Below are 24,985 nucleotides of genomic sequence, written 5' to 3' on the forward strand. Positions count from 1 at the left end.
CCATGAACTTGTTGATTAATAACGCAGGCTTTTTCCTGCAAGGTTTGCTGACCACCCTGGCGCTGGCTGGCGTGACACTGGCCGGTTCGACCCTGATCGGTGTGCTGGTCGGCGCGATCGCCAGTTCACGCTTCGCCCCGCTGCGCTGGCTGATGCGCGCATACATCGAATTGCTGCGCGGCATCCCGCTGATCGTGAACATCTTCTTCGTGTTTTTCGGTGCGCCACTGCTGGGGCTGGATTTCTCGCCGTTCACTGCGGTCACCCTGGGTTTGTCGCTGTGGGGCGGCGCGAATGCCGCCGAACTGGTGCGCGGTGCACTCAATGCCGTACCGCTGCATCAGGTCAACAGTGGCCGGGCGCTGGGTCTCAAGGGCTGGGAAGTGCTGCTGTTCATCAGTGGTCCGCAAGCCTTCAAACATCTACTGCCCGCCTATGTCGGCCTGCTGACGCTGTTGCTGCAATCCACCACGTTGGGCGCCATCGTCGGCGTCGGGGAGTTCTTCCGGGTCGGCCAATTGGTGGTGGAACGCACGTCAATGATGGACGGCTACAACCCGGCACCGGCGGTGTATGCGCTGATCCTGCTGGTGTACTTCCTGTTGTGTTCGGTGCTCACGGCACTGGGCCGACGCCTGGAACGCAAGCTCAAGCACGAACGCGTGGCACTGGCCCCGACGCCAGAGAACACCCCTGCGCTGACGCCCAACTGACGCCTACAGGAAGCCTCCCATGTCCGAGACAACTCACCTGCCCTTGCTGCGCCTGCGCGGTTTGCACAAGCGCTTCGGGACGCTCGAAGTGCTCAAGGGCATCGATCTCGATGTACAACCGGGCAGCGTCATGGTTCTGATCGGACCCAGCGGTTCGGGCAAGAGCACATTGATCCGCATGCTCAACGGCCTGGTCCAGCCCGATCAGGGCACGCTGGAGCTGCGCGGTCAGAGTCTGAATATCCATAGCGAACGGGCGTGGCAAAAACTGCGTCTGGAAGTGGGCATGGTGTTTCAGGATTACACGCTGTTCCCGCACCTGAACGTTCTCGACAACATCACCCTGACGCCGGTGCGGCGCAAGCTCTGTAGCCTGGCCGAGGCGCAAGCCGACGCACGAAAACTGCTGGCCAAAGTCGGTCTGGAGCACAAGGCGGATGCCTGGCCAAGCGAGTTGTCGGGTGGTCAACAACAACGCGTGGCCATCGTCCGCGCCCTGGCCATGCGCCCCAAGGCCATGCTTTTCGACGAACCCACCTCGGCCCTCGACCCGGAAACCATCGGCGATGTGCTCAAGGTGATGCGCGATCTCGCCGACGAGGGCATGACCATGGTGGTGGTGACCCACGAAATGCGCTTTGCCCGTGAAGTCGCGGACCAGGTGGTGTTCATGGCGGGCGGCAAAGTGGTCGAGCAGGCCCCGCCGCAGGTCATGTTCAGCGCCCCGCAGGACCCGCACACCCGTCAATTCCTGTCTTCTTTCATCACTGCCGGAAACTGAGCCATGCCTTCGATCTATTCAGCCGACTTCAAGACCACGCCCTACTGGTGGGAGGCGGCCTCCCCGGAAACCCACAATGACCTGCTGCCTCAGCGCGTCGAGATGCTGATTGTCGGCTCCGGCTTTTGCGGGATGGCGGCGGCCATCGAACTGGCCCGGGGCGGGGTGCAAGTGCTGGTGATGGATGAACTGGCGATTGGCGCCGGCGGCAGCACGCGCACCGGCGGCATGGTGTCCGGCGGGCAGAAGCTGGTGATCGGCGGCGCGATCAAGGGCGTGGACGAGGCCCGCAAGGCGCGCTTGCTGAAAGACTCCCTGGCCTCGTTCGATTACCTGAAACGTTTTGTCGGCGAAGACCAGCTCGATGCCGATCTGAACATCAGCGGGCGTTTCTTCGGCGCGATCAGCCAGCGTCATTACGAACAGTTATGCCGCGATGGCGAGTTGCTGGGTACCCACACCGGAGTGACCGTGCACGAAATCCCCAAGGCCCGCCAGGCCGAAGTCAGCGCCACCGAGTTCTACAAGGGCGGCATCGTCATCGATGAATACGGCGGCCTGCATGCAGGCAAGTACCATGCGGCGCTGCGCAAGCTCGCCACGGCCCTGGGCGTGAAGTTCGCGTCCCATGCGCGGCTGGAAAAAGTCGAAGAGCAAGGCCTCACCAAGCGCGTCGTCACCAGCCGGGGCACCTTGATTGCCAGGACAGTCTTCATCGCCACCAACGGCTACACCTCGAACGCGACGCCTTACCTGGGCAAGCGGATCATCCCGGTGCGCAGCTATCAGATCACCACCGAACCGCTGCCGACGGCGCTGATGGACGAAATCAACCCGCGCCGCCTGATGATCACCGACAGCCAGCGCGAAGTGATCTACACCCGACCTTCCCCTGACGGCACACGGGTGATGTTCGGTGCGCGTCCGGGTGCGTTCGAAATGGACGAACGCGAGGCCGCGCCGCATCTGTACGCCAAGATGCTGGAGATCTGGCCGCAGCTGGAAGGCTATCAAGTCACCCATTGCTGGCATGGCCAGGTCGGCATGACCTTCGACAAGATCGCGCACATGGGCGAGCACGACGGCAGCGAGCATGCCGTGGGCTGCAACGGCAATGGCGTCGCCTTGATGACCTATCTGGGTTATCAGTTCGCCCGCAAACACCTGGGCACGCTGGAGCAACCCTGCGAGTTCGACAACCCGCAGTTCCCCGGACACCTGCTGTATCAGGGCAAAGCGTGGTTCCTGCCGATCGTCAGCGGCTGGTATCGCGGCCTGGATTACCTCGATCGTCGCCGCAACTAACGTCCGCCAGGACAGCTGGAGAATGCCGCCTATACTGCAAACCACCTACCTCTGAACCCGTCCCCCGGGCACGGAGGCCTGCATTTCCAACAATAAAAAGCAGAGGTGGAACATGGTCTGGCAGCAAGTCTACGATCCGTTCAGTAACCCGGTGCTTTCCACCATCATGGCCGCCGTGCCGGTGGTAGTCATGCTCGCTGCGTTGGCGTTCTTTCACATCAAGGCACACATTGCAGCACTGTTGGCACTGGCTTCGGCTCTGTTGATCGCGATCTTTGCGTTTGGCATGCCCGCCACCATGGCCGGTTCAGCAGCGCTGTTCGGGGCGGCCAACGGCCTGTTGCCCATTGGCTGGATCGTGCTCAACATCATTTTTCTGCACCGCCTGACCACCGAGAACGGCTCGTTCAAGGTGCTGCAAGACTCACTGGCGCGCATCACCGATGACCGACGCCTGCAATTGCTGCTGATCGCCTTTTGCTTCGGTGCGTTTTTCGAAGGCGCAGCCGGATTCGGAACGCCGGTGGCGGTGACCGGGGCCATCCTGATCGGCCTGGGGTTTTCGCCCCTTGCGGCGTCGGGCCTGGCGCTGATAGCCAATACCGCGCCAGTGGCCTTCGGCGCATTGGGGACGCCGATCATCACGCTGGCCAAGGTGACCGGGCTGGATGAAATGGAACTGTCGATGATGGTCGGCCGCCAGCTGCCGTTTTTCTCGGTACTGGTGCCGTTCTGGCTGATCTGGGCGTTTGCCGGCTGGCGCAAGATGCTGGAAATCTGGCCGGCGATCCTGGTCGCGGGTGTCAGCTTCGCCGTGCCGCAATTCGTCGTCTCCAATTACCATGGGCCGATGCTGGTGGATGTCATCGCGGCATTGATTTCCATGGCTTGCCTGACCGGGTTTCTCAGGGTCTGGAAACCGGCCACGATCCATACCTCGGCCGCCTTGTCGGGACGCGTGGACAATTCGCGAATCGACGAAGATCCGGATGAAAAACCCACCCCCACCTTTGCCACCGACGCCAAGCCGGCAGTGATGCGCGCCTGGATGCCGTGGATCATTCTCACAGTATTCGTGTTCGCCTGGGGCACGCAAAGCTTCAAGTCGATGTTCGACACACGCCAGGCGATGAACGTGCAAACCGGCGCGGCCATGCTTGACCCGCAAGGCAAGCCGGTGCGCGAGGCCAACCCGTTCTTCTCGCCCGCCGTGACCTTCGGCACATTGCATCAGCAGGTCGAAAAAGTCCCGCCGGTGGTGCCGCAGCCGAAAACCGAGGAAGCGGTGTACAAATTCAACTGGTTCACCAGCACCGGCAGCGGCATCCTGCTGGCGGCGATTCTCGGTGGACTGCTGATGGGTTATTCCATCCCGCAACTGGTCAGGCATTACCTGAAAACCATCTGGGTGGTGCGCTATTCGCTGATCACCATTGTGGCGATGCTCGCCCTGGGATTTTTAACGCGATATTCAGGACTGGATGCGACCATGGGCCTGGCCTTCGCCGCCACCGGGATTTTTTACCCCATGTTCGGCACGCTGCTGGGCTGGCTCGGGGTTGCCCTGACCGGCTCGGATACCGCTTCGAACGTGCTGTTCGGCGGCTTGCAACGGGTCACTGCAGAACAACTGGGGCTCAGCCCGGTATTAATGGCGGCCGCCAACAGTTCCGGTGGCGTGATGGGCAAGATGGTCGATGCGCAGTCCATTGTCGTCGCCTCCACTGCAACCCGCTGGTACGGCCATGAAGGGGAAATCCTGCGTTACGTGTTCTTCCACTCCATCGTCCTGGCGATTCTGGTCGGTGGTCTGGTGACCTTGCAGGCGTATGTCGCGCCGTTCAGCGACATGGTGGTCGGCGGACGCTGAAATACCGGACTGCACGCCTTGCTGATCCAGTCCGGTCAGCAAGGCGTGCGCAAGCTCAGGGGTGCGCTACCAACGCGGTCGCCAGTGCCGGATCGCGGCTATACACATCCGGGATATACAGCAGTTGACCCTGGCTATCGACCTGGGCGGTCCAGTAAGTCAGGAGAATCGGCACGGGCTTGGTCAGCCTGAATTCGTGGGTGATGCCGGTGGTCAGCAACACCTCGGTTCGCTCACGATCCACCGGGCCCAGCAGCATGTCGCGCAGGCGCAGCGGCTCCTCGACCCGCACGCAGCCGGAGCTGAAGGCGCGCGGGCCTTTGCTGAACAATGCCTGGCTGGGCGTGTCGTGCAGGTAAACCGAATAAGGGTTGGGAAAACGGATGACGATCTTGCCAAGCGGGTTTTTCGGCCCGGCATCCTGCCGCAACAGGATGTTGCCCGGATTGTCCCAGTCGATTTGTTCAACGGCCAGAGGATTGCCGTCCAGGTCCAGCACTTGCAGATTGTGTTTGAGCAGGAAGCCATGATCCCGGCGGATTTCCGGCAATTTGTCTTCGCGCAGAATGGTCGGTGGAATCGTCCAGGTCGGGTTGAGCGTCAAGCGCGTGACCACGGATTTGAGCAGCGGAGTCTGTCGCTCGGCACGCCCGACCTGGGTGCGGGTTTGCCAGACCGGCACCCCGCCCTTGTAGACGCTTAGTTGGGCGGCTGCGACGTTGACCAGCACGCTGTCGGGTTCCAGATCCTGAGCGAGCCAGCGAAAGCGTTCAAGGTTAACCCGCAGTTGTTCGCGACGCATCGCCGGGCTGACGTTCAATTCAATCACGGTTCCCTGGCCGATTACGCCATCGGTTTGCAGCGAATGATTGAGCTGAAAGCTTTTCACGGCATTCACCAATGCCGGGGCATAGCTGTTGTCCGGACCCGCAAACGGGCTGCTCAGATAGCCTTCGCTGAACAACCGCTGGGCCAACTGAGGGATTCGCGCATCCTGCATGCCGGGGCGCAGCAAGGGGCCGCTGTCGAGGGGCTTCCAGTTGAGCAACGCCAGGTGCCGCTGCTGGGCATAAACGCGGCGCAGATTCTGATACTGCTCAAGTCTCGGACGCGCCTGGCGAAACGCACCGGCCATGTCTTGCAAACCGGGGCCGGCAATGGCCAATACTTGCGGGGCGCGATCAGGCAAGAACTCGCGGGAACGCCAAAGCGGCTCGAAACGCGCTTGCAGCAATCGGCCGTAACGCAGGTCCTGCAAGGCTTGCAAATACTGCTGGCTGGTATTGAGGTCGGCACAGACCGAATCAGTGGGGCCCGGATCGGCAGGTTTGGCGTAATCAGCCGGGTTGAGGCCGTCGTCCGCCAATTGCCGAATCTCCGCCTCCAATAGCGCCAGGCGCCCTTGGCCAGACCAGACCGGCAAGTAGCCTTGCTGCTGATAAAAGGCCTGCAAGAGACTGAGCGCCGGCATGTCCAGACGCGCAGCCAGAACAGGACATTGCACAGGCAATTGGTTGAGCGCCAATTGCACCGGGTTTAATTGCACCGGGCTTTGCGCTTCGACGAGCCCATCCTGGGCAGTCGCGACCAATGGCGCAGCGAGCAGGCAAATGCTCAAGTAATATGCACGTTTTTTGACCAACTACTTTACTCCAATCCATGGCCGTCGATTTGACGGAATACCAACAGGAATCAGAAGCCGCTCACTGGCGAGGACTCCCTGCACATGCTGACCTTCATGCGCCGACTCTGTCTGGCAGCTATTACCCTATGCGCAACCTGCGGTCCAGCCCTCGCCGCCGGCACCAATAATCAGATTCTTTACAGCAAGCTCACCCAAGCCGCCCCGGAACTCAACCCCACAGTGCTGAAAAGCGCCCTGAATGCGGTGCAATGCGCAGTCAGCAGTGGTGACAGACAAGCCAAACATCTGGCCGTTATTGACTATTCCCAGCCCTCCACCGCTCGTCGGCTATGGATTTTCGACCTGACCAAACGGACATTAGTGCTGCGCGACCTGGTGGCCCACGGACAAAAATCCGGCGAGAACTTTGCCACACAGTTTTCCAACCGCCTGGGCAGTTATCAGTCCAGCCTGGGATTATTCCGCACTCAGGAAAGCTACGAAGGCAGTCACGGTTATTCACTGCGCATGGACGGTCTTGAACCGGGTTTCAATGATCGCGCCCGTGATAGAGACATCGTGATTCACGCCGCCGACTATGTGAACCCGTTGTGGAGCGAACGCCAGGGTCGTATCGGGCGCAGCCAGGGCTGCCCGGCCGTGCGCCCGCAAGTGGCGCGTCAGGTGATCGACAAACTCAAGGATGGCCAATTCATGTTCGCCTGGTACCCAGACCAGCGCTGGCTGAAATCTTCGGCGTACCTGAATTGTCAGTCACGGCAGATGGCGAGTCTGCCGACGATGAAAGGCGGCTAGGCTTCGCGTGTGGGACCGGATTTATCCGGGAAGGCGGCATTCCTGACGACGAAGATGCGGCGGATGTAACGGCCTCTTCCCGGATAAATCCGGTCCCACGGTTCCTCATAAGTCAGATGGCTATGTGTTTTACGGCTTACTGCTTCTGCTTACTACGACGCGGGCGCGATATTACTGACTCAATATTCTTGCGCCCGATCAGCTTCGGCTGTTCGGCGGATTGCTCGTCTGCCAACCATTTGAACATCACCAGGCAATCGACCAGGCCCAAGCGCGCGTGACGATAAGCGCGCGGCAGGCGACCGACCACGTCGAAGCCGAGTTTTTGCCAGAGCGCGACCGCCACCTCATTGCTCGCCACTACTGAATTGAATTGCATGGCCAGGAAGCCCGCGTCGGTTGCAACGCGCTGGGAGTGTTTGCACATCAGGCGCGCGACGCCCTTGCCGCGAGCCGCTTCGGTGACCATGTAGCCGCAATTGCAGACATGCTTACCGGGGCCGGCGGCGTTGGCCTTGAGGTAGTAACTGCCCAGCAACTCACCCTCTTCTTCGGCAACGAAGGTGTGCAAAGGCAGCTCCAGCCACAGCTGCAAAGCCCGCTCCCGGCTGAGTTCGGGGTCATAGGCGTAGGTCTCTTGCGCACTGACCACGGTGTGAAAAGTGGGCCAGAAGCGCTCGAAGTCTTCGGCAGTCATGGAGCGGATATGGATCATCAGAACAGCCTTGAACGGTCAGTGAAGCGGCAATCTTCGGGATTCAGGCTGCGGTTGGCAAGTCAGCCGCTCAATTGCACCTCAATCATGCGAACAAGGCCATGGGCAAATTCGATCCCGGCCCCTTATGATTGGTCCCATGACGACCCCTCTGCCGATCCGTCCACCCTGCCCGCCCGGCGCCTGCGATTGCGGGCGCGACTCGCTGCTGGAAACCCCGGGCGCGGACTTGCGCGTGCTGCTCCTCAATCGCGCGGAAGAAAAGCGCCTGCTGGATCGACTGGAAAACCTGCAAAGCCTTGCCGATCTTGAACGGTTGCAAGGGCGGATTTATGAACAGTTGGGCGTGCGCGTGCATATCGAGCCAGGCTTCAATGAAGTGCGCACCATGCGCGGCATCGGTATTACCTTGAGTGAACGGCCTGGCCTGTGCCGCAAGACCCGGCAGTCGATCCCGGCCGCGATTCGCCGGGGGCTGGAAAAGCACCCGGAAATCGCCTACGAACTGCTCAACGCCAACGACCTGTTGCGTGATACCTGAGTCTCATCCGGCCGAATGAACGCCTTCGGCTGTTGCCAGTGGCTCCGGTTTCGCCGCAGGCTCCTTGAGCAGCGTGAAGTACGCCACCGCCGAGCACGCGGCTACCACTGCGCTGATCACAAACGCCGAGGAGAACGAGCCGCTCTGCTGCACGCTGAAGCCGGTGAGAATCGGCGCGATGGAACCTGCCAGATAACCGCCGAAATTCTGGATCGAACCGAACGATGCGACCCGTTCCGACGGCACGATGGTATTGACGATCATCCACGCCGTGGCGCTGGAAATGTTAATGAAAAACATCGTCAGGCACAGCAGCACCACGCACGCCACCGCGTTGGTGGTGAACGCCACGATCAGGGTAAACAGCGCGCCGCCGAGCAAGCCGATGATCACCATCAACTTGCGGCTGGCGAGTACGCGCATGCCCCGCGCAACCAGCTTGTCGCATACCTTGCCGGCAACGATGGTCCCCACGGCGCCGAACAGATACGCCAGCGATACCACCCAGGCGGTGCGATACAGATCCAGACCGTGCTCGCGCTCAAAGTAACCGGGCAACCAGGTCAGGTTGAGCCAGATCATGTAGATCACGCCCATGAATCCGAGAAAAGCACCCCAGGTATTGCGGTCCCTGAACAATGCGGTCCAGCGCACTTTCGGCCCGGTAGTTTGCTTGACCTGGGCAGGCACCGGTTCGGCGCGCCCGGTTTCGGCCATGTATTGAGCCTTGCTCTTGTAGAAGGTAAACCAGCAGGCGGCCAGTATCAGACCGATGATGCCGGTGAGCACAAACATGCCGCGCCAGCCCAGATGAACCATGAACAAGGTCAGCAATGGCGGCGCAAGACACGGCCCGATGCAGGTTGAGGACCAGACCCAACCGGTTGCCGTGCCGCGCTCCTTGGTATCGAACCACTCCGACAGCGCTTTGGCCGCTGACGGAAACACCGGCGCTTCGCCGATCCCCAGCAATACCCGCAAGCCCACCAGATGCCCGTAGCTGCTGAACAGGCCGAACGCAGCCTGAGCAATTGACCAGACGATCAGCGAACCGCCCAGCGCCAGCTTGCTGCCCAAGCGGTCGATCAAGGCGCCAAGGGGCAACTGCGAGAATGCGTAGGCGACGGAAAAGGCCGACAACATGATGCCCATTTGCATCGGGCTGATTGCCAGGTCTTTCTGGATGGAAGTATTGGCGATGGACAGCGCACTGCGGTCCAGGTAGTTGACTACGCCAATCAGAAACAGGAACAGAATGGTCAGCGTCTTGTAGCTTTTTATTGTTCTCATGCGCGCCTCTGTTGAGCGGTTGACGCCCCTACCGTGGAGGTGGAGCGTCGGTCACTCTAGTAGGCCGATTGCCAGCTGCCCAATGACGAGATTCAATCAAACGATAACCAACGGTTATCAAGGTGTCTGGCGTGCGCTGCGCAGGGCATCTGCGCCCGCCAGCAGCTCTTCGATGAAGGCCTGCGCGGACCAGCCGGGCGTCTCGTTGCGCCGGGTAATGATCCCGTAATCAGCCAGCACCAGCGGGAACGGCAGCGCCAGGCGGGTCAGGCGACCGGCCTGAATATCCGGCCCGACCATGGATTCGGCGAGCATTGCGACCATGGGTGCGGTTTGCAGGAGTTGCAGCGTGGTCTGCATTGAGCTGGTCTCCACGGTATTTTCCGGGGTCTGCATGCCCGCCTCGGCAAAGGCTCGTTCCAACCGGGCGCGCATGGGGGTGCCCGCCGGATAAACGATCCACGGCCAGCTACCGAGCTCGGCCAGTGGCAATTCCCGCGCACCGGCCAACGGATGCTGGCTGCCGGTGACCAGGCACAGCGGCTCCGGCGCCAATGCCTGAAAGTCGAACAGTTTGCGATGACTGTCCAGTGTGAACCGGGCGATAACCAGATCCAGTTGCTTGTGTTCGAGCATACTCAACAGATTGGCGCTGGTGCCTTCCAGCACATCCAGCGCCAGCAGCGGCCAGCGTTGCTTGATGCCGACAATCGCGGCGGGGAGCGCCACCGAAGTGGGCGCAAAGATGGTGCCGATCTTCAGCAGGCCGTGCCCGCCCTGACGCAGATGATTGACCTGGCCGACGAAATGTTCGGCATCGTTCAGGGCAATCTGCGCATAGCGCGCGACATGGCTGCCCAGATCGGTGGGCGACATGCTGCGCGGCAGACGCTGAAACAAGTCAAAGCCCAGTTGTTTCTCGACCTCACGCAGCATTTTGCTGACCGCCGGCTGGCTGATATTCATCGCCTGCGCCGTGGCGTGCATGTTCTGCGTGCGGGCCAGGGTATCGATCAACACCAGATGACGGAACCTCAGCCAATTGCACAGCTGTTTGAAGCCGACGTCCGCCATTCGATAACCTCCAGTTATTAAGCCTTGAGAATATCTCATTGGAGATTATCGGCAAGTCGCCCTAGGGTTATGTCCGGCGTATTTAATAACAACAATGGATATCCACCATGAACCTCGCCAATAAACGCGTTTTGATTACCGCTGCGGCACAAGGCATCGGCCGGGCTTCGGTCCTGGCTTTCCAGGAGGCCGGTGCCCAGGTGATCGCCACCGACCTGCACATTGAAGCGTTGCAGGACATCCCCGGCATCCAGGTCCTGCAACTGGACGTGACACAGCCCTCGGCCATCGACGCCATCGCCCAACAGGTGGGCACGCTGGACGTGCTGTTCAACTGTGCTGGCTACGTGCACAGCGGCGCATTGCTCGATTGCGACGAACAGGCCTGGCAGTTTTCCTTCGACCTCAACGTTACCGCCATGTACCGGATGATTCGCGCGTTCCTGCCCGGCATGCTCGCGGCGGGCGGCGGCAGCATCGTCAACATGGCCTCGGTGGCTTCCAGCGTCAAAGGCGTACCCAACCGCTTCGCCTACACCGCCAGCAAAGCCGCTGTGATCGGCCTGACCAAATCAGTGGCCACCGATTACGTCAGCAAAGGCATTCGCTGCAACGCCATCTGTCCCGGCACGGTCGACTCACCTTCCCTGCGCCAACGTATTGCTGAACAGGCGCGCGCCCAAGGGCGTACGGAAGCGGAGGTCTATCAGGCTTTTGTTGATCGCCAACCCATGGGCCGCATCGGCACCGCCGAAGAAATTGCCCGCCTGGCGTTGTATCTGGCCAGCGACGCCAGTGCTTACACTACCGGCGGCGTGCACGTCATCGATGGCGGCATGAGCGTCTGACCCCTTTTCAACTCCATTCAGGAATCCTCTATGAAACTGCTGCGTTATGGCGATAAAGGCCAGGAAAAAGCCGGTCTGCTCGATGCTCAAGGACAGATTCGCGATTTGTCGGCCCACATTGCTGATGTGGCCGGCAAGGCTCTGGAGGCTTCCAGTCTGGAAGCGCTGAGCAAGCTCGATCCTGAAAGCCTGCCCTTGGTGAGTGGCTCGCCGCGCATCGGCGCATGCGTCGGTCAGGTGGGCAAATTTGTTTGCATCGGCCTCAACTATGCCGATCACGCGGCAGAATCGAATATGCCCGTGCCCGACGAACCGGTGATTTTCAATAAATGGACCAGCGCCATCAATGGCCCGAACGATGACGTGCAGATCCCGCGCGGCTCGACCAAGACCGACTGGGAAGTCGAGCTGGGCGTGGTGATCGGCAAGGGCGGTCGGTACATCGACGAAAGCAACGCCATGGACCACGTTGCGGGCTATTGCGTCATCAACGACGTGTCCGAGCGCGAATGGCAGCTTGAACGCGGCGGCACCTGGGACAAAGGCAAGGGTTTTGACACCTTTGGCCCTATCGGTCCATGGCTGGTGACCCGCGATGAGATCAGCGACCCGCATCAGCTCGATCTCTGGCTGGAAGTCGATGGCCATCGTTATCAGAACGGCAATACCCGCACGCTGGTGTTCCAGATTCCTGCGCTGATTGCCTATCTCAGCCGCTGCATGTCATTGCAACCGGGCGACATCATTTCCACCGGCACGCCACCGGGCGTAGGCCTGGGCGTGAAACCCGAGCCGGTGTTCCTGCGCGCAGGCCAGGAAATGCGCCTGGGCATCGCCGGTCTTGGCGAACAGCGGCAACGCACGGTGCAGGCTGACTGACTTAGTCCTGTTGGAGCGAGGCTTGCCCGCGAAGAACGATAACGCGGTGTGTCTGGTTCACCGAGGTGCCTGATTCGCGGGCAAGCCTCGCTCCAACGACATTCGACAATAAAAAAAGGAGTGACACATGCGGATCCTCATCACCGGCGGCACAGGTTTTATCGGCAAACAGCTGGCCGAGCGTTTGCTGAGCCTGAACAGCCTGACGTTCGAAGGCCAGGCACCCCAGGTCATCGAACGCATCGTGTTGTTCGACGCGTTTGCCGGCGAACACCTGCCCAACGACCCTCGCATCGAACTGGTCACCGGCGACATCGCCGACCCCGGCGTGGTGGCGCGGGTCACCGATGGGGTGGATCTGGTGTGGCATCTGGCAGCGGTGGTCAGTTCGGCTGCCGAGGCTGATTTCGATCTGGGCATGCAGGTCAATCTGCATGGCCTGATGACGCTCCTGGAAACCCTGCGCAAGCAGGGCAAAACCCCTCGATTCGTCTACGCCAGCGGTTTCGCGGTGTTTGGCGGCAAGCTGCCGGAGGTCGTGAACGATGACACCGTGCTGACGCCAAAATCGTCATACGGCATGCAAAAAGCGGTGGGCGAATTGCTGGTCGCCGACTATGCCCGCAAGGGCTTCGTCGACGGGCGCGTGTTGCGCCTGCCCACTGTGGCGGTACGTCCCGGCAAGCCGAACAAGGCGGCCTCGACCTTCTTCAGTTCGATCATTCGCGAGCCGCTGGTGGGGCAAACCGCCGTCTGCCCGGTGCGACCTGACACTCAGGTGTATCTCACCTCGCCGCGCCGGGTCATCGAAGCGATGTTGCACGCCATGCTGCTGGGACCCGAGACCTTGGGCGATGAACGCATCATTCCCCTGCCCGGCGTGACCACCACGGTCGCCGACATGGTTGCAGCCTTGCAGCGGGTGGCCGGTACCGAGGTGGTCAAGCTGATTCGCTGGGAACCGGACGCCACCATTCAGCGCATCGTCGAGGGCTGGCCGAGCAAGGTTGACGCACCCCGCGCCCGAGCGTTGGGATTCAACGCCGACGCCGATTTCGACGCCATCATCCGCGCCCATATCGAGGACACCGCCGCTGGCTAGCGGTCACTGACGACTCACGCTTCCCCTATCAATAACAACAAAAATAACGAGGCTGTGCGAAATGATCACACCACATCCCGATGTCTCGGACATCGAAAAACAAACCATCAAGCGCGTAACACGGCGCCTGATTCCCTTCCTTGTCCTGCTGTTCGTGGTGGCCTTCCTGGACCGCAACAATGTCGGCTTTGCCGCATTGCGCATGAACGAAGACATCGGCATCAGCCAGACCATTTACGGGCTGGGCGCGGGGATTTTCTTCCTCGGCTACTTCATGTTCGAAGTGCCGAGCAACATCTTGCTGCACCGCTACGGCGCCCGGGTGTGGATCGCGCGGATCATGGTCACCTGGGGGATTATTGCCGGGGCCATGGGATTTCTGCAGACCGCCGGGCACTTCATCACCTTACGGGTACTGCTCGGCATCGCCGAAGCGGGGTTTTTCCCCGGGGTGATTTACCTGCTGTCGCTGTGGTTCCCGGCGCGTTACCGCGCACGCATGATCGCCTCGTTTTACCTGGGCGTGCCTATCGCGCAAATCGTCGGCGCGCCGCTGTCGGTGGGCCTGATGCAACTGGGCGACGCCTGGGGTTTCGTCGGCTGGCGCTTGATGTACATCGTCGAAGCGGTCCCGGCACTGATCCTGGGTGTGGTCTGCTACTTCTACCTCACTGACCGCCCGGCCGACGCCCATTGGCTGACTGCCGAGCAGCGCAACTGGTTGATCAAGACCCTCGAACAGGAAGAGCGCAACAAACCGTTGGTGGTCGGCGTGCAACCGACCAAGGGCCAGATGATTCGCAAGGCACTGGCCAGTCGTCAGGTGTGGATGCTCGCGCTGGTGTACTTCGGCATCACCTCAGGCTCCAACGCCATGAACTTCTTCCTGCCGACCGTGCTGGCGTCATTCCGCGCCTCGTTCGGGCTGGAAATCGGCCTGATGCAGAACGGCCTGATTACCGCCGTTCCCTACGCTGTCGCCGCAGTGGCGATGATCTGGTGGAGCCGCCGCTCCGACCGTTTGCAGGAACGTCACTGGCATGCGGGCGGCGCTGCGATGCTCGCTGCTGCGTCCATTGCCCTGGCGCTGTTGATCAACCAGCCGTGGATCATCGTCATCGGCTTCATCCTGCTGGCCATGGGCGTGTACAGCGCAATCAACGTGTTCTGGGCAGTACCCGGACAAGTACTGACCGGCGTCGGCGCCGCAGCCGGGATCGGTTTGATCAACTCCATCGGTAACCTCAGTGGTTTCACCGGTCCTTACCTGACCGGGTTCCTGTTCAACGTGACCGGCAGCTACACGCCGGGCTTCCTGATCATTGCCGCGCTGGTCGGCGCCGGAGGTCTGGGTATGGTGTTGATGCCGCGCAATCCGGTAGCCGTGATTGACACTAAAAGCGCGCCCACTGACGCCTTGGGAGACAAGGCATGACCCTTGAAACCGTGGCCTTCGCAGGCACCGGCATCATGGGCAAACCCATGGTCCGCAACCTGCTGCAGGCCGGTTATCCCGTACAGATCTGGAATCGCTCGGCGGCCAAGGCTGCGGAACTGGTGGCCAACGGCGCAGCAGTTTTCGAGACAGCGGCGCAGGCAGCAGAAGGCGCAGATGTGCTGATCTGCATGCTCAGCGATGGCCCGACCTGCGACCAGGTTCTGTTTGGCGAAGGCGGCGCCGCGCGGGTGTTGGCCGAAGGTGCGCTGGTGATCGTGATGAGTTCGATCCCTGTGGAAACCGCCGTCGAACACGCCCGCTGGTGTGCTGCGCAAGGGCTGCGCTACCTCGACGCACCGGTCTCCGGCGGCGAACGCGGCGCCCGTGAAGCCAGCCTGGCAATCATGGTCGGCGGCGACGCAGCGGCTTTCGATCAAGGGCGCGGGGCATTGGCGGCCATGGGTCGTCCGGTACACGTCGGTCCGACTGGCACTGGCCAGCTGTCCAAGCTGGTCAACCAGTTGATCGTCGCCAGCACCATCGCCACCGTTGCCGAAGGGCTGCTGCTGGCTCAACGCGGTGGTGCCGATCCGGCGAAAGTCCATGAAGCGCTGCTCGGCGGCTTCGTCGACTCGCCAATCTGGCGCCAGCACGGCCAACGCATGCTCGACAACGACTTCACCCCCGGCGGCGCGGCCAAATGGCAACTCAAGGACACGCACACCGCCCTCGCCCAGGCCCGAACGCTGGGCCTCACGCTGCCCGTAGCCAGTCTGGTCGACGGACTGTTCCAGGCCATGGTCGACGCCGGTGACGGCGAGCTCGACCACGCTGGATTGATCCGTCAGTTACGCCGCCACAACCAATTGCCTGAATAACTTGCTGGAGCCTGCCATGACCGATCCAACCCCACGCCGCCTGCGCAGTCAGCAGTGGTTTGACGATCCCGCCCACGCCGATCTCACCGCGCTGTATGTGGAACGCTACATGAACCAGGGCCTGACCCGCGCCGAACTGCAATCCGGGCGGCCGATCATCGGCATCGCCCAGACCGGCAGCGACCTGACACCGTGCAACCGCCACCACATCGAACTGGCCAAACGGGTCAAGGACGGCATTCGCGACGCGGGCGGCATCCCGATGGAATTCCCCGTCCACCCGATTGCCGAGCAGTCGCGCCGCCCCACTGCCGCACTGGACCGCAACCTCGCGTACCTGGGACTGGTGGAAGTGCTGCACGGCTATCCGCTGGATGGCGTGGTACTGACCACCGGTTGCGACAAAACCACGCCGGCCTGTCTGATGGCGGCGGCAACCACCGACCTGCCGTCCATCGTGCTGTCCGGCGGGCCGATGCTCGACGGCTGGCACAAGGGCCAGCGCATCGGTTCGGGCACCGTGCTGTGGCATGCGCGCAATCTGCTCAGCGCGGGCGAAATCGACTACGAGGGATTCATGACCCTGACCACCGCGTCATCGCCCTCGGTGGGTCACTGCAACACCATGGGCACGGCCCTGTCGATGAACGCGTTGGCTGAAGCGCTCGGCATGTCGCTGCCGGGTTGCGCGAGTATTCCCGCACCGTACCGCGAGCGCGGGCAGATGGCCTATGCCACGGGTCTGCGCATCGTCGATCTGGTCCGCGAAGACGTGCGTCCTTCGCAGATCATGACCCACGCGGCCTTTGAAAATGCCATCGCCGTCGCCTCCGCACTGGGCGCATCCACCAACTGCCCACCGCATCTGATTGCCATTGCCCGCCACAGCGGCATCGACTTGTCGCTGGAAGACTGGCAGCGGGTCGGGGAAGACGTGCCGCTACTGGTCAACTGCATGCCGGCAGGCGAATACCTCGGTGAAGGCTTCCACCGCGCGGGCGGCGTGCCGGCGGTGATGCATGAACTGGACAAGGTCGGCCGTCTGCACCGCGATTGCCAATCGGTGAGTGGCCGAAGCATGGGCGAAATCGTTGAAGACGCGGTGACCGGCGACCGTGACGTCATCCGCACCTGGGAAGACCCGCTCAAGCACCGCGCCGGTTTCATCGTCCTGAGCGGCAATTTTTTCGACAGCGCCATCATGAAGATGTCGGTGGTTGGAGAAGCATTCCGCAGCACCTACCTGAGCGACCCGCTGCAACCCAACTGCTTCGAAGCGCGGGCCATTGTGTTCGAAGGCCCGGAAGATTATCAGGCACGGATCAACGACCCGACCCTGGACATCGATGAGCGCTGCATCCTGGTGATTCGCGGCTGTGGCACCGTCGGCTATCCCGGCAGCGCCGAGGTGGTGAACATGGCGCCGCCGTCCGCGCTGATCAAGGCCGGTATCGACTCGCTGCCGTGCCTGGGCGACGGTCGCCAGAGCGGTACTTCAGCCAGCCCGTCGATCCTCAACATGTCTCCGGAATCCGCAGTAGGCGGCGGCCTTTCGCTGCTGCGCACCGGTGACCGGCTGCGCGTCGACCTCAATGCGCGCAGCGTCAACCTGCTGGTGGACGACGCCGAACTGGACGTACGCCGCCAGGAACCGCTGCCCGCCCTCGCCCCGTCGCAAACCCCATGGCAGGAACTGTACCGGCAACTGGTCGGCCAGCTGTCCACCGGCGGATGCCTGGAACCAGCCACTCTTTACTGGCGCGTTATCCCGGAAAACGGCACCCCGCGCCATTCCCACTAAACCCAAGGATCAGCCTTATGCAAGCGCTGCAATTGACGATTGGAAATACCCTGCCCGACGACTGGCAACGCGCGACGCTGGTCGGTCGCGTGTGGCTGCCGGGCGAACTTGGCGGTCCGGCCGTGGTGGTGCTGCGTGACGGTGAAGTCATCGACTGCACCGCACGCTTCCCGACCTTGAGCCAACTGCTGGACAGCGAATCCCCGCTGCAGGCGGTACGCGACGCCATTGGCAACTCGCTGGGCACGATAGAAGCGTTGCTGGCCAACAGCGGCGAGCTGCGCGATCCGTCGAAGCCGAGCCTTCTGGCACCGGCGGATCTGCAAGTCATCAAGGCCGCCGGCGTGACTTTCGCCGCGAGCATGATCGAACGGGTCATCGAGGAGAAAGCCGGCGGCGACGCGCAGCGTGCCGAGCAAATCCGTGGCCTGGTGCAGAACGTGATCGGCGACAACCTGCGTGACCTGCGTCCCGGCTCTCCGGAGGCACTGCGCCTCAAGCAGGTGCTGATCGAGCAGAAAATGTGGTCGCAGTACCTGGAAGTCGGCATCGGCCCGGACGCTGAAATATTCACCAAGGCGCCGCTCCTGGCCGCTGTGGGCAGCGGCAGCGCCATCGGCATTCATCCGGAGTCGAGCTGGAACAATCCGGAACCGGAAGTGGTGCTCGCAGTGGATAGCCGCGGGCGCATTCACGGCGCGACCCTGGGTAACGACGTCAACCTGCGCGACGTCGAAGGCCGCAGTGCATTGCTGCTGAGCAAGGCCAAGGACAACAACGCTTCCTGCGCACTCGGGCCGTTCATTCGTCTGTTCGACGAACATTTCAGCCTTGACGATGTGCGGCGCTGTGAAGTGGCCTTGCGAGTCGAAGGCAACGACGACTACGTGCTCAACGGCAGCAGCTCCATGAGTCAGATCAGCCGTGATCCGGCAGATCTCGCCGAGCAGACCCTCAATGCCAACCACCAATACCCTGACGGCTTTGTGCTGTTCCTTGGCACGCTGTTCGCTCCCACCGATGACCGCGATTTACCGGGCCAGGGCTTCACCCACAAGGAAGGCGATGTGGTGAGCATTTCATCCGCGTCGCTGGGCGCCCTGCACAACCGCGTCACCGGCAGCCATCAGGCTCCGCCCTGGACGTTCGGGGTCGGCGCACTGATGAAGAATCTGGCGCAGCGCGGAGTGCTGGGCTAACCATCACGCAGCTGAGCTCAACCATCAGTACCGGCGCAAGTAGCCAGATATGCTCTAATGGCCAACACCATTTATGTTTAAGGAAGGACATATGCAGCATCTGATACTTGCCCTGGCATTGACACTGCCGATGCTCGGTGGCTGCGCTGTATACAGCGAACGCGGCACCGGCGAAGGCCAGGGTTCAAGCAAAGTCGGGAAGATATCCTGCGACGCAACACCCGCCAACCAGCCAGGCTGCTACCAGAAGAGTTCGTCAGACTGGAAGTTTGGCAACTTCAAGTTTGGGCTTGGGGTTTGAATACCTGGCAAATGACTATCCCGCGCATCACTGACCCAGGCGTTCAGGTACAGGTGGGTTTGTACCTGTAACTGGCTGAGTGAGCATTTCAAAACATCAGTTTTGTGGCAGGGCAGCGGCAAGCGCCGCCGTTTATTCAAAGGGCAGCGCATTCCCTCAATCAATCTAACCCTTGAATGTCTTGTTCCACACCTCAAGCATCGAGGACTGGTGTTCGATGATGTACGCATAATCAGGCTTGAGCATGCGATCGCGCTCTGCTTCGGTGAAGTTGATCTGCTTGTTAAGCTCGTCAGGGAGCACTGCATTGCTGACCGTGGGCACGTAGCCCATCCGTTCGGCGAAAGCCAACTGAGCGCGAGGGTCCAATACCGCATTCAGATACTGGAGTGCGTTGTCCTTGTTGCGCGAGTTCTTCGGCACCCCAATCCCATAGATATTAGGAAAGCCACCCTCTGTCGGGACGACATGCGCCAACGGCATGCCCGCTTTACGCCACATGTAACTGCGCGCCAGGGAGATTACCGTTATCCAGATGTCTTCGGATTTCAACGCTGCGGCGACCGCTTCGGTAGAAGGCAGGATTTTCACATCCAGGGAACGCAATTCTTCCAGCTTGCCTTTGGCAGGTCCGAAATCAGACATGGAGCCGCCGCCGACAACCGCTGCGATGGCCGTATTGGTATTGAACAGGAAGTCGGAAAGACCGACTTTACCCCGATATTTCGGGTCCCAAAGATCGGCAAATGACTGAGGAGGCACCGAGACCTTGTCAGTGTTGTAGACAATGACATGCGCCGAGTAAATGTGAGGGACCGAGAAATCCTGTTTGAGAAACGGAAGTACATTGGCGAGATTTGGTACAGCGTCGACAGTGATTTTTTCCAGAGCGTCCCGCTGGGCAACCGCCTGCATATCAAAATCGGCAAGGCAGCACACGTCCATGGAGCCACGTCGCGACTGACGCTCGGCCAACAACCTGGTTCGCCGCTCAGTGGGAGATCCGATACTTTGGATGACCTCAATGCCTTGGGCCTGCAACAGGACGTCAACGCCCTGGCGCAGCAAATCGCCATAGTCGCCGCCCCAGGTTCCGACTACCACGGGCGCACCTGAGGCGCTCAGGGCAAGGCGGGGCAATGCGAGCATGGCAGCGGCGCCCACGGCACCGCCCAATAGAGTACGTCGGGAAATATCAAACATAGCGGGCTCCAGATTGATTAACGTGCAGTGACCTGATTCATTCGGCGGCTGAATGCGCGGTCGGATTGATCGACATCCACTCAGCAACCGCCATGGACACAATGCTCAAGGCTGACTCGACTTTTTGTTCGGTGTAGAAATGCTGCTCATGCAGCAGATTGATTTGGCCGACGACCTCACCTGCGATGCTGATCGGAAGGTTCACCAGAGATCCGCAGCCCATGGCAAAAATCGTTTCATGGTCCGGGAAATCCCGGATCAGCGCCGGGCGATCCATCGCCACGTACGGATGACCTGTGTCACGCACCCGCACCATGATCGGTCCTTGCTTGAAGGACTTGCGACCCGTCGCTGGGTAGACAGCCGGGTTGTTGCTGAATACTCGCCTGGCGTCCGCAAGATTGGCGTCGTAGACAAGCACGGTCATATAACGATGGCCCACTCCTTGAGCAAGCTGCTGCTCAAGCCGTGGCAGTACGTTGATGAAAGAATCCAGGAGCGCAGGGTTCATGACTCAAGCCCCCATCGTCTTGACGTAGTTGCGATGAATGAGCCAGTTCGACAGGGAGGCCAGGATTAACGTCGTAACGATCAATACCAGCGCCATCGCAGCACCAAATGGCCAGTTGGACGCTTTGGAAATCTGGTCATACAGCGATGGAGCCATCATCGTCAGCCCGGTGCCGCCCAGCAGCACTGGTGTGGCATAAGCATTCATGCACAGGATGAAAACCAGCATGGTCCCCGCTGCGACTCCGGGTGCGGCAATGGGCAGGACGATGCGGCGGAATGTAGTGGCGAAGGTCGCACCCAGATTTTGCGCAGCCTCTTCAACCGAAAAATCGATGCCTTCCAATACGCTTTGCAAGGTCAGAATCATGTAGGGCATGACCACTGCCGTGGTGCCGATAATGACGGCGAACGGCGTGTACATGAACTTGACGGGCTCATCGGTAACGCCCAGCCACATCAACGTCGCATTGACGACGCCCACGTTGCCAAGAATCACCATCCAGCCAGCAGCCCGCACCACATTGCCGACCATCAGCGGAAACACCAGCAACACAATAAAGAGACTTTTGAAGCGACTTTGCGTCTTGGCAAGGAAATACGCGACCGGAAACCCCAGGACCAGAGCCAGGACTGTGCATATAGCCGCCACGCCCAGGGTGGTCATGAAGACCTTACGGTAGTAAGCATCGCCGAAGAACTTCGCGTAGTTCTCCAGAGTGAAGGTTTCCTGCATCAGTTCAACGGGGTCAAAATGATTGAAGCTGTATCCCAGCATTAAAAACAGCGGGACGACGATGATCCCCAGCACAACGATCGAGGCTGGAAACGCGAGACTGGCACCGGTCAACTGCGGAGAGTTACTCATGATTTCGCCCTTAGTCCGCGAAGAGAACGCAGTCACTTGCGCGGAACGACGCAACAAGTGAAGTGCCTGGCGATATTGCCGTGGTCGTCGACAATGCGTTATTGGCGAGGTGGAAATTCAGCGAGTCACCGCCGGGCAAGCGCAGGCGGATATCGATCAGCGAGCCCAGATACGCAGAGGATTCGACAACACCACTTAGAACGTTTTCGCTCTCAGGGCCAGCGCCAACCGTGATGCGTTCCGGACGTATGCCGACGCGACCCACCGGTTGCGTGCTTTGCACCTGAATGTTGGTTCCGGCATCGCTGAGGAACTGACCCGCGGCAACGAGCCTGCCTTTGAAAAAGCTCATGCGGCCCAGAAAGTCCGCAACGAAATGGTTGCCCGGCGCGTCGTACAGCTCCTTGGGAGTACCCACTTGCTGGACGCGCCCGTTGTACATGATGGCCATGCGATCAGAAATGGCCAACGCCTCTTCCTGGTCATGAGTGACGAAGACCGTTGTCAGCCCCAGGTCCTGTTGCAGGGTGCGGATCTCTTCGCGGACTTCAATCCGTAGCTTGGCGTCAAGGTTGGACAGCGGCTCATCCAACAAAAAAACCCTGGGTTGAATCGCCAGTGCCCGAGCAATGGCAACTCGCTGTTGCTGGCCGCCCGACAGTTGCCGTGGATACCGACCCCGGTACGACGACATGCGGACCATATCCAGCGCCGTTGCGATACGAGTGTCGCGCTCCTTGCCTGAGACATCATGCATCTCAAGGCCGAAAGACACGTTCTGCGCCACGGTCATGTGCGGGAATAACGCATAGCGCTGGAACACCATGCCAGTATTGCGCTTGTGTACCGGGAGGTGAGTGACATCAGTCTCGCCGATATGAATGCTGCCCGCCGTAGGTTCGATAAACCCGGCGATCATTCTGAGAGTGGTGGTCTTACCGCAGCCGCTCGGGCCCAAAAAAGCGACCAGCTCGCCGTCGGCGATTTCCAGAGAAAAATCCTCCAGAGCGACTGCATCGCCGAACTGCTTCTTCAACTGATTGATAGAGACGTTGGACATCGTGCTACACCACTTGACTGAGTTTTACGAAACGGTCGGTCACCAGCATGATGACGCCCAGCAACAAGATCTGAACCGCCGACACCGCAGCAATCGTCGGGTCGAGATTGAATTCGAGGTACTGCATGATTGCGATTGGCAAGGTCGTTTTGCCTGGCCCAACCAATGCCAGGGAAAGCTCGAGGTTTTCGAACGAGACGATGAACGAGAACAGCGAAGCCGCGACAATCGAAGGACGCAGCATCGGCAAGGTGATACGCCGAAATGCCGTCCAGCCCGAAGCCCCCAGATTGCGTGCGGCTTCTTCGATGGAAGGATCCAGGCCGGACATGCCAGTTGAAACCAGCCGTACAGTCCATGGAATGGTCAGGCAAATGTGCGCGACAACCAATCCGCCGAACGTACCCACGATATCGGTATCCAGTGCGTTTTCAGCCCGCATGTAGAACAGATAGATGGCAATCCCCGCGACGATTCCGGGGATGAGCAATGGCGAAAGCAATAACGTGTTGGCGAGCTTGCTGCCCAGGAACCGGTACTTGACGATCCCCAACGCTGCTGCCAGCCCGAGCAGTACGCCTGATACTGCCGCAACAACGGCTACCTGAAGACTCAGGATCAAACCATTCATGAATGAGGCGTTTTGCCAGGCGCTCTCATACCATTTCAGGGTGTAGCCCGAAGGCGGAAAGTGCGGAATCGAATCGACGAAAAAGCTCATCCACACGACAAAAATGAGCGGACTGAGCATGAAAAAGTACATCAGCAGCACAAAGGCGCGATGCAACAGAAAGGGCCATCGCAACTTGCGACGCATATTGGGCACGGCCTGGGCAGCGGATGGCGCGGCGACACTGGACATAAAGATGTCCCTCACTATGACTAAAACGTAGGCAAGTCAGCTTTGCGGCAACAGCTGGCCGCAAGATCAGGAATGAGTTCGAGGTGCGCGAGGCCTGAATTCAATGCCCGAAATCTGAAGACAGGATGGGCGTGTTGAACGCAGCAGGATGGGTTGACAGGAACGCATGGCAATACTCCTTCACGGAAGCCTTTAGCTTTATGGTTGGCGGCAGCGTGTAAGCAAGCGATCTTCGTTTTGAAGATATTGGCCCGATAAACCGGGCCTTTGGGAGCATGTCCCGAATAGTTATGGGACGAGCATGGCCCCTGGAAAAACCTGTGTAAAGTGCGTAATTTCTTGCTATACATGCGAAAAGCGCATATCTGGGGATGACGATGCTGAACACAAAAGGGCTTGAGGCGCTACGCGCTTTCGTCGAAACCGGGTCGGTCACCCAAGCGTCTGTGCGTCTGAATCGCACTCAACCCCAGGTCGGCCGTCTACTGGCGAATCTGGAGGAGGAAGTGGGTTTCACTTTGTTCCATCGCAGCAAGAAACGCTTGAGTCTAACCCCCGACGGATGGAGTTTTTACCGTCAGGTCGACCGTCACCTGGCCAGTCAGGAGTCGTTGCAGAAGCTGGCTGGACGGCTGAAATCAAGACAGAATCATCACGTCAGGGTACTGACCGCCCCGCATCTGTCGAACTCGATCGTCAACGATGCCCTGGCGATCATGGCCCAGCGCTCAGAGCAATTCTCGGCCAGTGTTGACTCCAGGGTTCGCCTGGACATTGAAACCTGGGTCGGTCAGGAAAACTTCGACCTGGGCATTACGGTGTTGCCGCTGGAGAATCCGCTGCTGGAAGTGGAGCCGTTCATCAGCGTCAATGTAGTCGCGGCAATGAACGCCGAGAATCCGCTGGCCAGTAAATCGTTCATCACCGCCGACGATTTGTCAGGGACATCATTGATCGCGTTGCATCCGCGTTCCGTGGTGCGCCAATCCTTGACCCGTCTGATTGCTGATCTCGAAACGCCCCCGCTGATCCGTTTTGAAACCACCAATGGCATCCTCGCTTGCCAGCTGGCAGCGCGTGGGCTAGGCGTCGCCATCTCCGACCCTTTCATCGCCACCTCAAGCGAGGTGCCATTGGTGCTACGTCCATTCGAGCCGGCCATAACCCTGGATTACGGGTTTATCTTCCCGATCTGGCAGGAACGGAGCACTGCAGTCAATGAGCTTGCCGCGCTTATCCGCGAGCACGCGCGTCAACGCATTGCCACGATTGAATCTGAGTACCCCGCGCGCCAGCACATGCGCTAA

The 24,985-nt window shown here is 60.3% G+C and carries 24 protein-coding genes; 15 read left to right on the forward strand and 9 right to left on the reverse strand.

Annotation, left to right across the window (positions count from 1 at the left end; translation table 11 throughout):
- Window positions 1–2: 2 nt before the first annotated feature.
- The 4 genes from ACP7E4_RS07090 to ACP7E4_RS07105 all read left to right on the forward strand — a co-directional run bounded on the left by ACP7E4_RS07090 (window position 3) and on the right by ACP7E4_RS07105 (window position 4,669).
- Window positions 3–713, forward strand: coding sequence for an amino acid ABC transporter permease (locus ACP7E4_RS07090; protein WP_426112656.1), 711 nt, complete (start codon window positions 3–5; stop codon window positions 711–713).
- A gap of 19 nt (window positions 714–732) precedes the next feature.
- A complete protein-coding gene (locus tag ACP7E4_RS07095; RefSeq protein WP_426112654.1) occupies window positions 733–1,494 on the forward strand; it encodes an amino acid ABC transporter ATP-binding protein in 762 nt (253 codons plus the stop codon).
- A gap of 3 nt (window positions 1,495–1,497) precedes the next feature.
- On the forward strand, window positions 1,498–2,799 hold the full coding sequence (locus ACP7E4_RS07100) for an FAD-dependent oxidoreductase (RefSeq protein ID WP_426112652.1): 1,302 nt from the start codon (window positions 1,498–1,500) through the stop codon (window positions 2,797–2,799).
- Window positions 2,800–2,911: 112 nt separating this feature from the next.
- The gene (locus tag ACP7E4_RS07105) at window positions 2,912–4,669 is read left to right on the forward strand and encodes an L-lactate permease (protein ID WP_426112650.1); all 1,758 of its coding nucleotides are present in this window, start codon (window positions 2,912–2,914) and stop codon (window positions 4,667–4,669) included.
- 55 nt (window positions 4,670–4,724) lie between these two features.
- On the opposite strand, the gene ACP7E4_RS07110 is transcribed toward ACP7E4_RS07105, so the two are convergent.
- On the reverse strand, window positions 4,725–6,311 hold the full coding sequence (locus ACP7E4_RS07110) for a L,D-transpeptidase family protein (protein ID WP_426112648.1): 1,587 nt from the start codon (window positions 6,309–6,311) through the stop codon (window positions 4,725–4,727).
- Window positions 6,312–6,395: 84 nt separating this feature from the next.
- Between ACP7E4_RS07110 and ACP7E4_RS07115 the strand changes: the two genes are divergently transcribed.
- Complete coding sequence (locus ACP7E4_RS07115; protein WP_426112646.1) at window positions 6,396–7,109, forward strand: murein L,D-transpeptidase catalytic domain family protein; 714 nt, start codon at window positions 6,396–6,398, stop codon at window positions 7,107–7,109.
- Window positions 7,110–7,245: 136 nt separating this feature from the next.
- On the opposite strand, the gene ACP7E4_RS07120 is transcribed toward ACP7E4_RS07115, so the two are convergent.
- Complete coding sequence (locus tag ACP7E4_RS07120; protein WP_426112644.1) at window positions 7,246–7,824, reverse strand: GNAT family N-acetyltransferase; 579 nt, start codon at window positions 7,822–7,824, stop codon at window positions 7,246–7,248.
- A gap of 139 nt (window positions 7,825–7,963) precedes the next feature.
- Between ACP7E4_RS07120 and ACP7E4_RS07125 the strand changes: the two genes are divergently transcribed.
- Window positions 7,964–8,365 (forward strand): hypothetical protein, encoded by a 402-nt coding sequence (locus ACP7E4_RS07125; protein WP_426112642.1) that lies wholly within the window; start codon window positions 7,964–7,966, stop codon window positions 8,363–8,365.
- 3 nt (window positions 8,366–8,368) lie between these two features.
- On the opposite strand, the gene ACP7E4_RS07130 is transcribed toward ACP7E4_RS07125, so the two are convergent.
- Both ACP7E4_RS07130 and ACP7E4_RS07135 read right to left on the reverse strand, forming a co-directional pair.
- The gene (locus ACP7E4_RS07130) at window positions 8,369–9,655 is read right to left on the reverse strand and encodes an MFS transporter (protein ID WP_426112640.1); all 1,287 of its coding nucleotides are present in this window, start codon (window positions 9,653–9,655) and stop codon (window positions 8,369–8,371) included.
- A 117-nt stretch (window positions 9,656–9,772) separates the two neighbouring features.
- Window positions 9,773–10,729 carry a LysR family transcriptional regulator gene (locus tag ACP7E4_RS07135; protein ID WP_426112638.1) on the reverse strand — a complete coding sequence of 319 codons (957 nt, stop codon included), beginning with the start codon at window positions 10,727–10,729 and terminating at the stop codon, window positions 9,773–9,775.
- Between the two features lie 107 nt (window positions 10,730–10,836).
- Here ACP7E4_RS07135 and ACP7E4_RS07140 point away from each other — a divergent pair, with 107 nt between their 5' ends.
- From ACP7E4_RS07140 to ACP7E4_RS07175, 8 genes are all read left to right on the forward strand, one after another.
- A complete protein-coding gene (locus ACP7E4_RS07140) occupies window positions 10,837–11,577 on the forward strand; it encodes an SDR family oxidoreductase (protein ID WP_426112636.1) in 741 nt (246 codons plus the stop codon).
- 30 nt (window positions 11,578–11,607) lie between these two features.
- Entirely contained in the window at window positions 11,608–12,456 is an 849-nt protein-coding gene (locus tag ACP7E4_RS07145; RefSeq protein ID WP_426112634.1) for an ureidoglycolate lyase, read from the forward strand.
- Window positions 12,457–12,583: 127 nt separating this feature from the next.
- Window positions 12,584–13,558: a D-erythronate dehydrogenase gene (gene denD / locus ACP7E4_RS07150; RefSeq protein WP_426112632.1), complete on the forward strand. Its 975-nt coding sequence runs from the start codon at window positions 12,584–12,586 to the stop codon at window positions 13,556–13,558.
- Between the two features lie 61 nt (window positions 13,559–13,619).
- Window positions 13,620–14,993, forward strand: a complete 1,374-nt coding sequence (locus ACP7E4_RS07155) for an MFS transporter (RefSeq protein WP_426112630.1) — start codon at window positions 13,620–13,622, stop codon at window positions 14,991–14,993.
- A complete protein-coding gene (locus ACP7E4_RS07160; RefSeq protein ID WP_426112628.1) occupies window positions 14,990–15,874 on the forward strand; it encodes an NAD(P)-dependent oxidoreductase in 885 nt (294 codons plus the stop codon). The genes ACP7E4_RS07155 and ACP7E4_RS07160 overlap by 4 nt, the downstream gene beginning before the upstream one ends.
- 16 nt (window positions 15,875–15,890) lie before the next feature.
- Window positions 15,891–17,675, forward strand: coding sequence for an IlvD/Edd family dehydratase (locus ACP7E4_RS07165; RefSeq protein ID WP_426112626.1), 1,785 nt, complete (start codon window positions 15,891–15,893; stop codon window positions 17,673–17,675).
- Window positions 17,676–17,692: 17 nt separating this feature from the next.
- Window positions 17,693–18,874, forward strand: a complete 1,182-nt coding sequence (locus ACP7E4_RS07170; RefSeq protein WP_426112624.1) for a fumarylacetoacetate hydrolase family protein — start codon at window positions 17,693–17,695, stop codon at window positions 18,872–18,874.
- 91 nt (window positions 18,875–18,965) lie between these two features.
- On the forward strand, window positions 18,966–19,175 hold the full coding sequence (locus tag ACP7E4_RS07175) for a hypothetical protein (protein ID WP_426112622.1): 210 nt from the start codon (window positions 18,966–18,968) through the stop codon (window positions 19,173–19,175).
- Between the two features lie 165 nt (window positions 19,176–19,340).
- On the opposite strand, the gene ACP7E4_RS07180 is transcribed toward ACP7E4_RS07175, so the two are convergent.
- Genes ACP7E4_RS07180 through ACP7E4_RS07200 form a run of 5 tightly spaced genes read right to left on the reverse strand, consistent with a single transcriptional unit; the run spans window position 19,341 to window position 23,678 of the window.
- Window positions 19,341–20,378, reverse strand: coding sequence for an ABC transporter substrate-binding protein (locus tag ACP7E4_RS07180; protein WP_426112620.1), 1,038 nt, complete (start codon window positions 20,376–20,378; stop codon window positions 19,341–19,343).
- 37 nt (window positions 20,379–20,415) lie between these two features.
- Entirely contained in the window at window positions 20,416–20,889 is a 474-nt protein-coding gene (locus ACP7E4_RS07185) for a hypothetical protein (protein WP_426112618.1), read from the reverse strand.
- A gap of 3 nt (window positions 20,890–20,892) precedes the next feature.
- Entirely contained in the window at window positions 20,893–21,756 is an 864-nt protein-coding gene (locus ACP7E4_RS07190; protein ID WP_426112616.1) for an ABC transporter permease, read from the reverse strand.
- A 10-nt stretch (window positions 21,757–21,766) separates the two neighbouring features.
- Window positions 21,767–22,816, reverse strand: a complete 1,050-nt coding sequence (locus ACP7E4_RS07195; RefSeq protein ID WP_426112614.1) for an ABC transporter ATP-binding protein — start codon at window positions 22,814–22,816, stop codon at window positions 21,767–21,769.
- Window positions 22,817–22,820: 4 nt separating this feature from the next.
- Window positions 22,821–23,678: an ABC transporter permease gene (locus ACP7E4_RS07200; RefSeq protein WP_426112612.1), complete on the reverse strand. Its 858-nt coding sequence runs from the start codon at window positions 23,676–23,678 to the stop codon at window positions 22,821–22,823.
- Between the two features lie 377 nt (window positions 23,679–24,055).
- Between ACP7E4_RS07200 and ACP7E4_RS07205 the strand changes: the two genes are divergently transcribed.
- Entirely contained in the window at window positions 24,056–24,985 is a 930-nt protein-coding gene (locus ACP7E4_RS07205; protein ID WP_426112610.1) for a LysR family transcriptional regulator, read from the forward strand.

The sequence above is a fragment of the Pseudomonas sp. DSP3-2-3 genome (assembly GCF_049898225.1).
Taxonomy (GTDB): domain Bacteria; phylum Pseudomonadota; class Gammaproteobacteria; order Pseudomonadales; family Pseudomonadaceae; genus Aquipseudomonas.

What these genes read in the sequence shown, in the direction of transcription:
- ACP7E4_RS07125 (WP_426112642.1), top strand. Translation starts at nt 7,964, where the DNA reads ATGACGACCCCTCTGCCGATCCGTCCACCCTGCCCGCCCGGCGCCTGC.
- ACP7E4_RS07090 (WP_426112656.1), top strand. Translation starts at nt 3, where the DNA reads ATGAACTTGTTGATTAATAACGCAGGCTTTTTCCTGCAAGGTTTGCTG.
- ACP7E4_RS07135 (WP_426112638.1), bottom strand. Translation starts at nt 10,729, where the DNA reads ATGGCGGACGTCGGCTTCAAACAGCTGTGCAATTGGCTGAGGTTCCGT.
- ACP7E4_RS07190 (WP_426112616.1), bottom strand. Translation starts at nt 21,756, where the DNA reads ATGAGTAACTCTCCGCAGTTGACCGGTGCCAGTCTCGCGTTTCCAGCC.
- ACP7E4_RS07175 (WP_426112622.1), top strand. Translation starts at nt 18,966, where the DNA reads ATGCAGCATCTGATACTTGCCCTGGCATTGACACTGCCGATGCTCGGT.
- ACP7E4_RS07115 (WP_426112646.1), top strand. Translation starts at nt 6,396, where the DNA reads ATGCTGACCTTCATGCGCCGACTCTGTCTGGCAGCTATTACCCTATGC.
- ACP7E4_RS07185 (WP_426112618.1), bottom strand. Translation starts at nt 20,889, where the DNA reads ATGAACCCTGCGCTCCTGGATTCTTTCATCAACGTACTGCCACGGCTT.
- ACP7E4_RS07145 (WP_426112634.1), top strand. Translation starts at nt 11,608, where the DNA reads ATGAAACTGCTGCGTTATGGCGATAAAGGCCAGGAAAAAGCCGGTCTG.
- ACP7E4_RS07130 (WP_426112640.1), bottom strand. Translation starts at nt 9,655, where the DNA reads ATGAGAACAATAAAAAGCTACAAGACGCTGACCATTCTGTTCCTGTTT.
- denD (WP_426112632.1), top strand. Translation starts at nt 12,584, where the DNA reads ATGCGGATCCTCATCACCGGCGGCACAGGTTTTATCGGCAAACAGCTG.
- ACP7E4_RS07205 (WP_426112610.1), top strand. Translation starts at nt 24,056, where the DNA reads ATGCTGAACACAAAAGGGCTTGAGGCGCTACGCGCTTTCGTCGAAACC.
- ACP7E4_RS07165 (WP_426112626.1), top strand. Translation starts at nt 15,891, where the DNA reads ATGACCGATCCAACCCCACGCCGCCTGCGCAGTCAGCAGTGGTTTGAC.
- ACP7E4_RS07105 (WP_426112650.1), top strand. Translation starts at nt 2,912, where the DNA reads ATGGTCTGGCAGCAAGTCTACGATCCGTTCAGTAACCCGGTGCTTTCC.
- ACP7E4_RS07095 (WP_426112654.1), top strand. Translation starts at nt 733, where the DNA reads ATGTCCGAGACAACTCACCTGCCCTTGCTGCGCCTGCGCGGTTTGCAC.
- ACP7E4_RS07140 (WP_426112636.1), top strand. Translation starts at nt 10,837, where the DNA reads ATGAACCTCGCCAATAAACGCGTTTTGATTACCGCTGCGGCACAAGGC.
- ACP7E4_RS07180 (WP_426112620.1), bottom strand. Translation starts at nt 20,378, where the DNA reads ATGTTTGATATTTCCCGACGTACTCTATTGGGCGGTGCCGTGGGCGCC.
- ACP7E4_RS07160 (WP_426112628.1), top strand. Translation starts at nt 14,990, where the DNA reads ATGACCCTTGAAACCGTGGCCTTCGCAGGCACCGGCATCATGGGCAAA.
- ACP7E4_RS07155 (WP_426112630.1), top strand. Translation starts at nt 13,620, where the DNA reads ATGATCACACCACATCCCGATGTCTCGGACATCGAAAAACAAACCATC.
- ACP7E4_RS07120 (WP_426112644.1), bottom strand. Translation starts at nt 7,824, where the DNA reads ATGATCCATATCCGCTCCATGACTGCCGAAGACTTCGAGCGCTTCTGG.
- ACP7E4_RS07195 (WP_426112614.1), bottom strand. Translation starts at nt 22,816, where the DNA reads ATGTCCAACGTCTCTATCAATCAGTTGAAGAAGCAGTTCGGCGATGCA.
- ACP7E4_RS07200 (WP_426112612.1), bottom strand. Translation starts at nt 23,678, where the DNA reads ATGTCCAGTGTCGCCGCGCCATCCGCTGCCCAGGCCGTGCCCAATATG.
- ACP7E4_RS07170 (WP_426112624.1), top strand. Translation starts at nt 17,693, where the DNA reads ATGCAAGCGCTGCAATTGACGATTGGAAATACCCTGCCCGACGACTGG.
- ACP7E4_RS07100 (WP_426112652.1), top strand. Translation starts at nt 1,498, where the DNA reads ATGCCTTCGATCTATTCAGCCGACTTCAAGACCACGCCCTACTGGTGG.